At 47.3% G+C, this 13845-nt stretch carries 13 protein-coding genes; 8 read left to right on the top strand and 5 right to left on the bottom strand.

Annotated features, from left to right (window positions below):
* Nucleotides 1–53 precede the first annotated feature (53 nt).
* Nucleotides 54–2789, bottom strand: a complete 2736-nt coding sequence (locus C7R93_RS15500; RefSeq protein ID WP_106839655.1) for a DUF4855 domain-containing protein — start codon at nucleotides 2787–2789, stop codon at nucleotides 54–56.
* Between the two features lie 75 nt (nucleotides 2790–2864).
* Nucleotides 2865–4022 (bottom strand): THUMP domain-containing class I SAM-dependent RNA methyltransferase, encoded by a 1158-nt coding sequence (locus C7R93_RS15495; protein ID WP_106839654.1) that lies wholly within the window; start codon nucleotides 4020–4022, stop codon nucleotides 2865–2867.
* A 202-nt stretch (nucleotides 4023–4224) separates the two neighbouring features.
* Between C7R93_RS15495 and C7R93_RS15490 the strand changes: the two genes are divergently transcribed.
* Nucleotides 4225–5031 carry an Fpg/Nei family DNA glycosylase gene (locus C7R93_RS15490; protein WP_106839653.1) on the top strand — a complete coding sequence of 269 codons (807 nt, stop codon included), beginning with the start codon at nucleotides 4225–4227 and terminating at the stop codon, nucleotides 5029–5031.
* 18 nt (nucleotides 5032–5049) lie between these two features.
* Here the strand turns inward: C7R93_RS15490 and C7R93_RS15485 are convergent, their stop codons facing one another.
* Nucleotides 5050–5958, bottom strand: coding sequence for a GNAT family N-acetyltransferase (locus C7R93_RS15485; RefSeq protein ID WP_106839652.1), 909 nt, complete (start codon nucleotides 5956–5958; stop codon nucleotides 5050–5052).
* A 144-nt stretch (nucleotides 5959–6102) separates the two neighbouring features.
* Here C7R93_RS15485 and C7R93_RS15480 point away from each other — a divergent pair, with 144 nt between their 5' ends.
* Nucleotides 6103–6507 carry a 2Fe-2S iron-sulfur cluster binding domain-containing protein gene (locus C7R93_RS15480; RefSeq protein WP_106839651.1) on the top strand — a complete coding sequence of 135 codons (405 nt, stop codon included), beginning with the start codon at nucleotides 6103–6105 and terminating at the stop codon, nucleotides 6505–6507.
* A gap of 47 nt (nucleotides 6508–6554) precedes the next feature.
* The gene (locus C7R93_RS15475) at nucleotides 6555–7196 is read left to right on the top strand and encodes a thiamine diphosphokinase (RefSeq protein ID WP_106839751.1); all 642 of its coding nucleotides are present in this window, start codon (nucleotides 6555–6557) and stop codon (nucleotides 7194–7196) included.
* Between the two features lie 67 nt (nucleotides 7197–7263).
* Here the strand turns inward: C7R93_RS15475 and C7R93_RS15470 are convergent, their stop codons facing one another.
* On the bottom strand, nucleotides 7264–7953 hold the full coding sequence (locus tag C7R93_RS15470; RefSeq protein WP_106839650.1) for a uracil-DNA glycosylase: 690 nt from the start codon (nucleotides 7951–7953) through the stop codon (nucleotides 7264–7266).
* Between the two features lie 223 nt (nucleotides 7954–8176).
* Between C7R93_RS15470 and C7R93_RS15465 the strand changes: the two genes are divergently transcribed.
* The 5 genes from C7R93_RS15465 to C7R93_RS15445 all read left to right on the top strand — a co-directional run bounded on the left by C7R93_RS15465 (nucleotide 8177) and on the right by C7R93_RS15445 (nucleotide 12316).
* The gene (locus C7R93_RS15465; protein WP_106839649.1) at nucleotides 8177–8692 is read left to right on the top strand and encodes a stalk domain-containing protein; all 516 of its coding nucleotides are present in this window, start codon (nucleotides 8177–8179) and stop codon (nucleotides 8690–8692) included.
* Nucleotides 8693–8895: 203 nt separating this feature from the next.
* Nucleotides 8896–9792, top strand: a complete 897-nt coding sequence (locus tag C7R93_RS15460; protein WP_106839648.1) for an arylamine N-acetyltransferase — start codon at nucleotides 8896–8898, stop codon at nucleotides 9790–9792.
* Between the two features lie 370 nt (nucleotides 9793–10162).
* A complete protein-coding gene (locus C7R93_RS15455; protein WP_106839647.1) occupies nucleotides 10163–10993 on the top strand; it encodes a hypothetical protein in 831 nt (276 codons plus the stop codon).
* A 72-nt stretch (nucleotides 10994–11065) separates the two neighbouring features.
* Nucleotides 11066–11590 (top strand): hypothetical protein, encoded by a 525-nt coding sequence (locus C7R93_RS15450; protein WP_106839646.1) that lies wholly within the window; start codon nucleotides 11066–11068, stop codon nucleotides 11588–11590.
* 402 nt (nucleotides 11591–11992) lie between these two features.
* On the top strand, nucleotides 11993–12316 hold the full coding sequence (locus tag C7R93_RS15445) for an antibiotic biosynthesis monooxygenase family protein (protein WP_106839645.1): 324 nt from the start codon (nucleotides 11993–11995) through the stop codon (nucleotides 12314–12316).
* A gap of 56 nt (nucleotides 12317–12372) precedes the next feature.
* On the opposite strand, the gene C7R93_RS15440 is transcribed toward C7R93_RS15445, so the two are convergent.
* Nucleotides 12373–13824, bottom strand: coding sequence for a sigma-54 interaction domain-containing protein (locus C7R93_RS15440; RefSeq protein WP_106839644.1), 1452 nt, complete (start codon nucleotides 13822–13824; stop codon nucleotides 12373–12375).
* Nucleotides 13825–13845: the final 21 nt, after the last annotated feature.

Here is a 13845-nt window from a genome sequence, read left to right as displayed (position 1 = left end):
TAAAAAAAGAGTCTGTCTCCCCACAAAGCGGGAAACAGACTCTTTTCCTTTCACTACGGCATCTCGCTGCCCTCGAAAAATTCGGTTCTGTCATAACGACCGCGCATCCATTTGTACGTATCATCATAGATGGCGCGCTTGACAGGGTCCGTACTCTTGACAGACTCTAGCAATGTCTTGGAGCCGAAGTAGTAAGCGTGTACGTTGTTTTTATCCATTCCCAGCTTGTGGGTAGCTACTAGCTGATTATAGTAGGTCTGATAGAACTTCGGATCGTTGTACATCTTCCAGTCGCCTTCGATCTCGATGTCCATGTCGTACTTGTTGACGACGTCCAGTACCCCTTGAATACGGTCAATTCCCACTGGCTTGTCGCTGTAATAGCTCGGCTGCAGGAACGCCTTATCGAAATAAAGAGATTTCCACTCGGACACTCCCGGTGCACCGAAATACGGAATCCAATAGTAGCGCAACGCCTCGTCATGCACCATACTACCCATGTCACGAATCAGTTGGCGTTCTTTCGGTGCACTATCCTCCACCAGCTCATGGAACCAATAGATTCCTTCCAGCTTCAGATAGGCGTATCCTTCCTTGTTCCAGCGCTTCATGAGCTCCTGGAAGTACCATTCCAGCGCAGCTTTGCGGTTCAGATACGCTTGCTCTTCCCCGATTCCCGCAGGACTGAAGGAAAGGGATGGTTTCTTTTCATCCAGCTGGCCAAAATTGGTCTGACTGGCATTCGGATACGGCAGCGCCAGCACGACATTTTCCTGCGTCGGTGTCGAGTACAGCGTTCCGCGCAGGCGGTTGTACTCCCGCATAGCCTGGTTGAGAGCGTCGAGCTGCTTATTCGAGCCGAACAAATCATTCATATATTTTGTCCAGCTTTCCTTCGTAGCAGGAATGGTCTGATACGGCAGGAACAGAATCGTGTCAAACATCTGGTCACGCATATAACCATCTACAGTGCGGTAGCCAACCATCGGGAGGAAATCCTCTTTGGTCCATGTCCCGAGTTCGCCATGCTCCCCAGAATAAGCGAGCAGCATATTTTCCACACGACGCCCTGCTTGTTTGGCTTCTTCCAGCTTCGCCGGGTTTGGTGGCGGCAACAAGACAGCGCCGTTGTTCCACTCGCTATCCGATTTTGCCCATACCTCCAGCTGGCGAGCGAACGTAAATACTTTTACCGGGAAGGATACCCGGACATAGCGAGTGTTGACGTCAGGCAAGGTTACGCTCAATGTGCGTGTAACGAGCTTGTCCTCTTTGGCGGAAACATCGTGAACGGATCTTCCCGCATATGACCACACTTTCCCGTCGCGAGATACCTCGACTTCCATATATTCTGGCATCGTGATGCCCGAGGTCTTCTGCTGCTTAAACGATAGCGCAACTCTCTCCAACGGCTTCGCCTCAGCGAGCTCAACGGTCACCTTGCGCCCAAACTGACGGTGATACCCCGTCCAATCTTCCGTAGGCGTTACAAGCCCGCCTACCGGGCCCGGGTACTGCTTCTCCAGCTCTTGGAAATATGAGTCTGGCGCTCCAAAAGTAGTAACAGATGTATAACTGCCTGGTGCGATATTGACCAGTTCGTCCTTCTCTGCTGGCTCCTTTGCCTCTTCTTCTGGATCAGCAGGCTTCGTTGCATCCGTTTCTGTTGTGGCCTTGTCTGCGTCTGGCTTTTCTCCCTCTACTCCCGTCTTGCTTTCATCGACTTTCGTTGCCGAGTCATTGGAGGAAGTCACCGGTGCAGTCTTTGGCGTGTCCTCTGTCTTTTCGGCAGCTGGCTTACCAGCATCCTTGATTTCAACCGGAATCGTCGTCGTTTTGTAGCCGACTGTCACCGTGAGATTTCCTTTTCCTGCTGTAGAACCAGCAACAAAGGTTCCGTCAGCTGAAACAGATCCCAGCTCGGGACGATCAAAAGCGAAAATTGGTGTAAATGGCAGTTCATCTCCGCCGGCACTGCTTACCTTCAAGCGTTGGCTCGTGCCAGCAGCCAAACTCAGCCGCTCTACATCTACCTTGTATTTCACCTGTTCTGCTTGCTGATAGCGCGCATCCAAGACGCGCTCAGCGATCACGGCAGCCTCCGCACGCGTGACGGTTCCTGTCGGATTAAACTCGCCGCCTGCACCTTGCATCCAGCGCTGATTCGTCACTTCTTCCACTGCCGTTTTGGCGTAGTCGGCGATTTCTTCTTCATCGCTGTAGGCAACAGCAGTCTGACCTGCCACTTTAGTCACAGCGCTCTCTTTCATCAAGCGAGACAGCATGACAGCCAGCTCTTGTCGTGTAAGCGGGTCTAGAGCACCCATGGTATGCTCACTTCTACCGTTCATCACACCCAACTCAGAGAGTCCATATACGTACGGTGCATAAGGACTTTCCAACGGTACATCTTCAAAAGCTGCATCCTCAATTTCTGTTGGTTGAAGACCGATTACTTTTGTCAAAAGCACCGCAATATCCTGTCGAGAAATCGTGTTTTGCGGATAGAAGCGGTTATCTCCCTGACCACTGATCATATGAAGGGATGCGAGCCTGTTTACGGCTTTACTGGCGTAGCTGTTACCCATATCCGTAAACTCCGTGCGCGCTTCTTCTTGTTTTTTGAACTGATCTTCCAGCTTCTTGGTCTCGTCTGCTGGTTTCTCACTCTCCACCGCCGGTTTCTCTGGCTCTGTCGCAGCATGAGTCAACGGCGTGCTTTGGACCAGTAATGTAGTCGCTGCCAATAGAGCGGCCAGCATTCTGCTCCCGAATCGTTTCTTGCTCATTGCATTTTCTCCTCCAATTATGCCCCTTCTTTATGAGGTGGTTCAATCAGTCAACTGTTGAACACACTCCTTTGTCTACTCGGTCGGGGTAACCATTGGCCCGCGCGGCGGTCTAGGTCCGAAAAACTGATAGTAATCTACCTTGATATTTCCGTTGTAGAGCTTGCGCTTTTTGCTTGCTGTACGGCCAAAATGCTCCTCAAACTGTTCGTCGGAAGTAATAATGTAGAAAGACCACGTATCCATGGCAGCAAAGGTTTTCCCCATTTCGCCATACATCTTGGCAACCTGCTTCCATTCTCCCAAGCGCTCCCCATAAGGTGGGTTGCAAATCAAGTAACCGTACTTGCGCGAGGTTCGCACATCCCGCACATCCATGCGCTGAAAGTGAATCAGGTCATCTACACCAGCCTCGGTCGCGTTGCGGCGGGCAATTTTTAGGATCTCGTCATCCATATCTGTCCCGATAATCTCCAGCTTTTGATCATACCGCGCCAAATCATGCGTTTCTGCGCGAGCTTCACGCCAAGCTGTTTTCGGAATAATAGGCCACGACTCCGAGACGAATTCGCGGTTCATCCCCGGAGCAATGTTTTGCCCGATCAGCGCCGCCTCAATCGGAATTGTTCCCGATCCACAGAATGGGTCCATGAATACGCGATCCGGCTTCCAGCGAGACAACATAATCATTGCTGCCGCCATCGTTTCTTTCAAAGGCGCTTGCCCGATCAATTCCCGGTAGCCACGCTTGTGCAGGCCCGGTCCTGACGTATCAATGGTCAGTGTTGCCACGTCCTTGAGAAGTGCCACCTCGATCTTGTACATTGGACCTTGCTCATCGAACCATTCGCTCTTGTAGGTCTTTTTCAGACTTTCTACCACAGCCTTTTTCACGATAGCTTGGCAATCCGGCACACTGAACAAGGTCGATTTGACCGATTTCCCTTCCACAGGAAACGTCCCGTCCTCTGTGATCCAATCGGCCCACGGCAGTGCTTTTGTCTTTTCAAACAGCTCGTCAAACGTAGTCGCTTTGAACTCCCCTATCTTAAGACGCACGCGATCGGCAGTTCGTAACCACAAATTTGTGCGGGGAATGGCAGAAATATCTGCGGTGAACGTTACCTTGCCGTTTTCCACCTGTACCGGACCGTATCCGAGTGCCTTCACTTCTTCTGCTACTACTGATTCCAAACCAAAAGTCGCCGTAGCGATCAATTCTACTTTTTGCATATGTAATCTCCTGTCCGTCCAATAATCCTTCGGGCGATGCCCTGGTCCTACTACCTATATTATATTACCCCATTTGATAATAGGGTTGGTAAACTTGTCTAAATTGAAACGACCCCTCACCGAAAAACAGTGAAGGGTACGGCATGCGAATCATTCATATGGGAAATCCTACGAAAAACTTTGCGTACGGGAGGGAGTCAGCATGCCGGAATTGCCTGAGATGGAGACCTATCGTCGATTGCTGCAGGAGAAAATCGGTGGCGGAACGATTACAGCCGCACACGTTCAGCGGGAAAAAACGATCAATCTGCCACCTGCGGAATTTGCTCGTCTTTTGCAAGGCAACCGTCTGACACTTGTCGACCGACGCGGCAAGCATCTTCTCTTCCATCTGGAAAGTGGACATATCCTGCTGCTTCATTTGATGCTCGGCGGCTTTTTATACGTGGGCTCTGTAGAAGACAAACTGAAGCGAACGGCCCAAGTGACGCTTTCCTTTGGGGAACGCATCTTATATTTTCACGGCCTCCGCTTAGGCTACCTGCACTTGCTCACCAACGTTCAGATCGACGAACGGCTAGCTCCTCTTGGGCCAGAGCCATTGGACCCGCTGTTTACCTTCACCCGATTTACAGAGCTGCTCGCTGACAAGCGCAGTGTCCTCAAAACCGCATTAGTCAATCAGCATTGGCTAGCAGGCATCGGTAACTGCTATGCGGACGAAATCTGCTTTCATGCCGCCATCCTGCCTACCCGGACGATCCCGACGCTTTCTTACGAGGAACAAAAACGTCTGTATCATTCGATGCAAACCGTACTCAACGAAGCGATTCGATTCGGAGGTTACATGCAGCCGCTCTTTTCTGGCGATTCTCTGACAGGTGGCTTCGATGAGCGTTGCCAGGTGTACGATCGCGGCGGAGAGCCTTGCCTGCGCTGTGGACAGCCTATCGAAAAAAGCGAGCTCTCCTCCCGCAAAGTATTCGCCTGCACGAACTGCCAGCAATGACAGAGACGTTTCCACTCCCTAGACGACAGGGGTCTGTGCAGCTTCCATCTGCTTGACCATATAGACCTGCTCCGTCTCGGAAGGACCGAATCCCGCCGCTTGCAGTATTTCGACGAGCATGGTATCAGCCGCGCGCAAATTAAACGTAGACCGGCGACAATCGTGCGCAATCGGCCCATATACATGAGCGAGGGCTGTTTTCAAAATGTCTTGCGCCTCAGGATGCTCTGGCTGCGCTACACATTGACGCAGCACGATCCCACTCACTTTTCCCTCTTCGTTTATCGAACACTTGTACATCGCATAGCCGACCGCCTGACCCTCTTTGTCTTCTACGAGCACAGCCTGCGCATCTCGCAAGTTCAGCCAATAATTTTGCCAAGGGACGTCGGTCACATAAAACGGGAGCATGGCAGCTTCTGGGGCCAAAATGCGTCGAACCCGATAATCAGCCTGTAAATTTGTCTGAAAAGCATTCTCTGCCAGCGGTCCACTCTGCTGCAAAAACAACAACCGATCCACGACGTCATAGCCTTTTTGCTCATATAAGGCAATCGCTTTTGTATTTTGGCTCAATGCTTCCAAGGTAGCTACATCCACCCCAGCTTCCCGGTATAAATCCAATGTCGCCTCAATCAGTTGCTTTCCTACCCCTTGTCGACGATATTCCGTGGCGACACCCGTTCCACCATTCCATGCGACTTTTTGCCCGGCAATGGTCCTCATACCGCTGGCAACTACGCCAATCGGCTCTGTGCCGTCAAAAGCAACCACAGACAGGGACAGCACGTATCCCTCGCCCCCCAGTCGCTGAACAAGCATCTCTTCTGTCATCGTAAACTCGATAAAATAGCCTTCAAATCCTCTGTTCCACGCTTTGGTCACTTCTGCAAAGGTACAGTCGCTCATCCGTTTGATGGTAATCATGGTATCACCTTCCTGATTTTTGATAAAATTATTTTAATTGATAAAATCTAAAAATTCAATTATTTACGAACGCTTTCTCCAGCTTTGTCACCTACTCGCCCGGCATGGTAATATGAAAAAAAATCACTTACCCGGGAGGTTCCTATGCGCAAACAGCTTACGGTCGGCTCGCTCATTCCTGGACGATCTGACGTACAGATGTCGAGTCCAGCTCCCGTTCCCGTGTACACGCCGTTAAAAAAAACAGAAATGAGCCCGGCTCGCCCCAAATCAGAGCAGAAGCTCGTACAGGTGAAGCAACGCTCACAAACGATGCCAGTCCAGTACACTCCCTCTCAGACACTATTACAAGCTGCACTCACGCAAGATCAACCCATCGCTTACAAATGTCAACAAGGGCATTGCGGCAAGTGCAGTGTACAAATCGTAGCTGGTGCATCATTACTCGACACCCCAACCGGACAGGAAAAAGCAAAGCTGGGAGAAAAACTCGCTACAGGCTATCGCCTCGCTTGTCAGAGCACATTCCGCTCTTCGATTACTTCATAAGAGGTTGTTCCATGGAACACTCACTCATAGAAAAAGGTGGCCGTAGCATGAATCCTACACGCATCCTACTATTCGCTGGGGGCAATCTGGGCAACTGGGCGATACGAGAAATACGCGAAGATGATTGGCTCGTCGGTGTTGACAGAGGTGCCTTGTTCCTCGTTCGCAACGGTCTTGTGCCGAGATTGTCTATCGGTGACTTCGATTCTGTTAGCACCACGGAAATGGCAGAAATTGAACGCCACAGTATGCACGTCTCCTCCTGCGATCCCGTTATGAAAGATTTAACCGATACAGAGATGGCCCTTACTTGGGCAGTCGAGCAACAGCCGGAGGAAATCGTGCTGCTCGGTGTGCTCGGCTCTCGTTTTGACCATATGCTGGCAAACGTACACTTGCTGAACAAAGCGTTGCAGACTGGCATCAGCTGCCGTATCCTCGATGATACGAATGAAATCCGTCTGATTGACCGCCATACCACGATAGAGCAGGATCATTTTGATCACATCTCCCTGCTTCCTTTTACACCGGAAGTCACAGGGATTACCTTAACCGGATTCCTCTATCCGTTGAAAGACGCCACCCTGCGCATTGGCGACACGCTTGGCATCAGCAATCTACTAACGGCACAGACGGGAACGATCACGATTCAAACGGGCAAGCTGCTCGTTGTCAAAAGCAAAGACTAATAAGAAAGGATCTCCCAAATGATGCAAACAATGGAGATCCTTTTCCTTTTACATGCACAAATCCAGGTTACTCTTCCTCTACCTGCATCGGCAACTGCCAATCAATCTCTTCGATCCCACGCGAACGTAAAAACTCATTTGTCCGCGAAAAAGGACGGCTGCCAAAAAAGCCGCGATTCGCTGAAAACGGGCTCGGATGCGGGGAGGCGATGACGAAATGCTTGTTTCGATCAATGAATGCCGCCTTCTCCTGCGCATGCTTTCCCCACAGGACGAAAACCAGCGGTGTCTCCCGGTCGTTCAACAAATGAATAATTCGATCCGTAAAAGTCTCCCACCCAATGTCCTTGTGCGAATTCGGAGTGCCACGACGAACCGTCAGAACGGTGTTCAGCATCATGACGCCTTGTTTGGCCCAATGGTTCAGGTATCCATGCTGGGGAATTTCAAAACCGACATCGCTTTTCAGTTCTTTGTAGATGTTGACCAGAGATGGCGGCGGCTTGATTCCCGGCTTGACCGAAAAGCTCAATCCATGTGCTTGTCCCGGTCCGTGATACGGGTCCTGTCCCAGAATCACAACCTTTGCTTTCTCATATTCAGTCAGGTGCAGCGCTGTGAATATATGATACATATCTGGGTAGATTGTCTGCGCCTGATACTCTTCTTTCAACGTCTGACGAAGCTTTACATAATAGGGCTTCTCGAATTCATCGGCCAATACGGGGGCCCAGTCATTTTGCAATATGGTAGTCATGTTCCTCACCTTGTCCGCTGTTTTTTTCTACCTTACCACAAACCTTTCAATCACTGAACCACTGATTCGAGAACTAGGACTATTCTGATTTAGTCCTATCTTTCCCATGATTCCTAGTCTTTGTTTCCTAGTACCCTCGTTTGATAGCTTTTCTCCTATGATCTTTGACATAATGATTGCTGGGAAGATTTAGAGAAAAGAGAAAGGGAGAGGGTTTCACATCATGAAATGGGACATCAAGTCATTTTTGGGGGGCATTGTTGTAGGTTCGGTGCTCTTCTCCGGAATTGCAATTGCAGCACCCGCTTTTCCAGATGCGGAAGAAGGAATGAAAACACCGTTTACCTACTACTTTGACGGGTTGCCGAAATCACCAAATAGTGACGTACAAGGCATTATGTACAAAAACTCCGTCTATGTGCCAATCCGCTTCGTAGCAGAGAACCTGAACAAACCGGTCATTTACGATGCGAGAACCAAATCGATTTTCATCGGTAAAATTCCAACAGCAAAAATGTACTCCAAAATGGAAGCGATCGAGCTGGTGAAAAAGAAATTCGCTGGCAAACTCTCGCCGACACATGTAGTCGAGTACGCTCATGACGACGAAAAAGGGCACTATGTCATTCAAGTGTACCAAACAGTCGTGAACAACTTCCAATCTGGCGACAGCTACACCAGTACGTATGGCTGGTTCGTAGTGAACCCAAATAACGGGGAAATTAAGTCGTTGCTATAATTTATTTGCACTTATCTATTCGTACAAAAAAAGACAGCGGACTAGGGACCCGCCAGCACCGAAGGAACTATCTTCGGTGCCTTTTTTGTTTCTTGGAAAAATTTTGATTGATTACCACTTGTCCGTTGTGATACTATCTCCATACCGCTAATTAATAAACATTTTTATTTACTATTTATTTTATATAAGGAGTGAACTTGTTTATGTCTACCTTACCAAACTGGGCGAGTTTATACCTGCAACGTCTACAGCTAGACCATAAGTCCCCTAGCCTCTCTTATCTTAGCCAGCTCTGTCGCGCGCATCTGCAGACCTTCCCTTATGAAAATGTAAGCAAGCTGCTCTTCTTCCAAGCTGGGAAACACGTGGTACCTACCCCTGAGGAATATGTGCACAATGCGACCCACTATCACTTCGGTGGCACATGCTACGCCAACAATCACAGCTTTCTCTCTCTGCTTCGTGCTCTCGGATTCTTCGGTCAGCTCATCTTGCCAGGCGGCGGGCATGCTGCCATCCTGATCGATGGTCCGAACACGGGTGAGACACCCGTCTATGTAGATACGGGGGCTACCGCTCCGATCTTTGAACCCATTCACTTTCTGGAAGATGGGAACCATGCCAGGATTTTTGGATCTCTTTCCATGGACTTGACCAAGAGTCCCGATCATCCTGAACACTATCGCTTTACTCGGTATGAAAATGGAAAAGTGGCACTTCCGCCATGGGATTTTCATCCGAGTGAAAGAAAAGAACTGTCTGACTTGTCGGAAGTCATCCGCTCCTCTTTTTCACCAGACGCCTTCTTTTTGAATCGACTTCACATTCATCGTTTTCAGCTGGAGCAAGATCGCTTCGTGGTCCTCAAAAACAACACTCTCCATTTCGGTTATTCAGATGGCACAAACCAGATAACACCCCTCCACACTGTCTCTGATATAGAAGCTGCTGTAGCCGATGAAATGCAACTGCCATTTCTTCCTGTTCGCAAAGCGGTAGAAATCCTACTCGAACGCGGTATTGATATTTTCACTGCGCCAAAAAAAGAAGAAGTTCCACATTTAGGATGCCGCCAGCAAAACTCAGATTTACAACTTTAGAGGAAGCCTTGACACAAATTCAAATGCACAAATGGAAAACTATTGGTTGAATGTTTAATATACGCACCTAAACATATGAAGATGTTCAACACAAATTATTATAAAAAGAAGGGAAATTTGTTCGTTCGGTTCTCCGCTTTGTTGACACTGATTTAATAGAAGCTTAGCTATCTACTTAAGCTTATGGTAACGTTCTAATAAGAGTTCTAGTCGAGATGGGATTTAGAATCTTCGATGAGCCGGGTGGTGCATCAACGTATAAAAAGACTTTTTCATCTGAGTAATTTTAAAAATTTTGATTATTTTTTATATACAAGATCATTGATGTATAGTTATAATTTGGATATAAATTTATGGGAGTCATTTACATATGAGGAAATTTTATTCAAGTGTTTTGGCTGTGATTTTACTTTTTAGTGCAACAAATATTTCCTATGCTGCCGAGAAAAACAATAATGAGAAAGTCAAAACCAACATGAAAATTTCAAAGGAAGCTACTGAAGAAGAAAGAGAATTGGCAGAGCAAATAAAAAAATTAAAAGACAAATCTAAGAATCGCGAAGAATACATTAAAGGTCTTGAAGAACTCGGAACTACGCCTGAGAAGACGATTGTCTTCAGATACAATCAAGTTACTGATGAGAATGGGAAAAAGTCCTTAGAACTGATTGATAAAGAAGAACACGAAGGGAATTTCGATCCAAGTAATGCAGAGAGTGACGAGATGACCACATTGGGAGGGGAAAAAACAGACCTTACTATGTGGGTTGATGTTTTACCAGGTGAAGACGAAATTCGAGGTTTACAGTGGATCACTCTCGATTATTATTTTGAATGGTCTGACACTGAATGGGTGAATGGATCAGAAGATGGATGGGCAGTAAACTGGGATACTACAGAAGCTTATGCTACGGCAACTGGTGCAGACGGTGATATGACAATTGAAGAAGAAGCCATTGGTGGTATGGGAATCACCACTGACGATGATAATGAGCAAGGAAACGCTTATGTTATCCTTAAACCGAGAAAAGGATACGATCAACATAGCGCGGATGGTGAAATTACATTTGAATATGCGCACACCTGGGGTTATGATGCACCTCCAATTACTTTCAGCGTTGCTAAAGGGGTAGTATCTATCGGTTCAGAAATCGATCTTGAAGAAAGTGCATGGACAAAGTCTGGCCGAGATAACTACTAAAGTAATGAAATCGGGGGATTCTTCCCCCTTTTTTTGCTTTATACTTTATTTTACCAATTAGGAGGTGAAGGTTTGTTCAAATTGAAGTGTGTATTGCTATTGTTAGTAGTTTCAATACTTTTCCTATCAGGGTGTACAGCTGAAACGGACGAAATTTCAAAGCAAGTATCTATTGATCAAATAATAAAGAAAGCAAGAAACGACGCAAAAGAATTAGAAGATTTTCAAAATAAACTTTATGAACAAGGATTTGCTATGGATGATTCAACTACATTGAATAAACTTGGAGATGATGTCACATTTAATTACTCCGTTTTCAGAAAGGGCACAGTTGGTTATATACACATTGAATTCATCGAAGAAAGTAAAAAAAATGATGAGTTAACGTTGGGATTTGATGCAAATGAAACAAACAATCCGATTATTATTCATTCAGATGGCTTAAATTCGCCCACTGACTATTTTCAGTTTAAAGTATCATCTGGGTTAGATAAGCAATGGGTTGGAATATATTTTGAAGGTAAAAAGACAGATAGTAGCCCAAATGGAGAAATTGTGCTGAATTATGGAAGTGATAGCTGGAGAAGCCATTATTAAACATTAGTAGTTCCAAATCTATGATTATTAACAATGCAAAAACTAAATGAAAAATATTAGACCCCAAAATCGATAAAAGTATTTATCAGAAAAAATAACAATTAAATATACCAATATTTATTGGATAATACTGAAAACTGAGTGTTTGTCTAAGCAATCGATCTATAAACATTAGAGATGAAAGACGATAACCTCCAAATACTTTGATCTCTAGTTAAATACGCCGATTAAGCGTTAGTATGGTGATAATCGGGTATTTTTATAGTCAGAACTCTTTTATTGGTAAACTCGTGTTTTGCAGACAGTACCCCAAAACCATTTGCTAATATCTGGTTGACAATGATAATATTTCTCACTAATATGGAAAAGTAGGGAAATGGGATATAAGGAGTGTCGCACTTCATGATGATGGAGATAAAAACATACGTCGTTCAGGAAGGTCATTCTGACAAAATCGTACAAGGCTTTAGCGAGCCTGGTGCTGTTGAGAAGGCTCCTGGTTTTGTAGATTTGAGCGTGCTGGTACAGAAGCCACGCAAAGGTGAAGAAGAAGTGGTCGTCATGATCCGCTGGGAATCAAAAGAGGCTTGGAAACAGTGGGAGCTAAGTGATGTTCACCTGAAAGGTCACCGCGAAGCACGTGAAGAAAAAACTCCTGAGTGGTACATTAGCGGCAAAACCGGCCATTACGAGCTGAAAGCAAAAAAAGAACCGCAACCTTCGTAAATACAAACAAACCAGCCCAGACCTCGGAAAAACTCCGATCCATCCAGGCTGGTTTTTTATTTTTCCAATCCGTACTTCTCCATCTTCCGGTACAAGGTCGACAAGCTGATTTGCAGCTCATTGGCAATCGCGGCTTTGTCCTGCCCATACTTGCCTGCGTTCAAGTAGCGCTGGAGAATGGAGCGTTCATAGTCTGCTACCAACTTTTCCAATCCCAAATCGCTGCTTACTGTCGTCGGCCCATCCTCGAACAGCAGATATTCAGGAAGCTCCTCGTTGCCGATGACTTGCCCTTCTGCCATGTTGACCATATACTCGACGGCATTTTCCAGCTGACGAATATTCCCCGGCCATTCGTATGCTTGTAAACGCTGGACGAGCTGGGCTTCGAGCTCCAGTCTGCCTTTTTGCAGCAACGTCCCGTACCGATACAAAAAGTGCTGCAGGTAAAGCGCGATATCCTCCGTGCGTTCACGCAACGGCTTTAACCGCAGGGGGATGACGTTGAGTCGATAATACAAATCCTCGCGAAACGTCCCTTCCTTGACCATGCTCTCCAAATCTCTGTGTGTAGCAGCAATAACACGTACATCGACACCCAGCGTTTTTACGCCGCCTACCCGATCTACTGTTTTCTCTTGAAGGACGCGCAATAGCTTGGGCTGGAGAGACAACGGAATATCCCCTACTTCATCCAGAAAAATCGTCCCCTTGTGGGCCAATTCAAACTTCCCCGGCTTTCCTTCCCGTCTGGAGCCTGTGAATGCGCCTCCTTCGTACCCGAACAATTCGCTCTCCAACAAGGTCTCGGGAATCGCCGCGCAATTGACAGCGACAAATGGCCGTCTGCTGCGTCCACTCTCGCAGTGAATGGCTTTTGCCAACAGCTCCTTGCCCGTTCCGCTCTCCCCCCGGATCAAAACAGTGGAAATGCTGTTCGTCACTTTTTTCGCTTTGGCAATCACATCGCGCAAGCCTGTTTCTGCACCAATCAGCTGGGCGAAATACACCGGATGAACCGAGGCCTGCGGCATTTCCTCCTGAATGTTACAGCTCTTCTCCCGCTCCGCATCCAGCTCCAGCAGCTTGTGCTCAATCAAGGAACTCGTATGCTGCAAAAACGGCATCCATTTTTCCGAATGATGCAGCATTTTTTCTTTTTGTTCAGGGGAAAAACCGATAATTCCGATAACCCCTACCGTCTTCTCCCGTTTGTGCACTGGAAATCCAATCGTCGCCAGCTCCCGGCATTGCTGCAAGAACTTGCAATTCCCACACTCGGACTCGTTCTTTTTCATGTCAAAAATCATTCCCGGCTGTCCGGTTTGCAGGATCATTCGAAAAAACGATCCCTCCGGTGCAGGCAATCCAATCAGCTCCTGATAGTAGCCGGTTCCGCTCACACGTATCCCTTGTTCATCCAGGATGGTGACATCGAGTCCCAGTACCTTGGAAATATTGTCGGCGTACGATTGAATGAATTCCTCAATCCGGGAAAACTCTGTCATGCCCCATCCTCCAGTTTCACG

Source organism: Brevibacillus fortis, from assembly GCF_003013395.1.
GTDB classification, from domain to species: domain Bacteria; phylum Bacillota; class Bacilli; order Brevibacillales; family Brevibacillaceae; genus Brevibacillus; species Brevibacillus fortis.
This window is presented reverse-complemented; position numbering and strand designations above follow the sequence as displayed.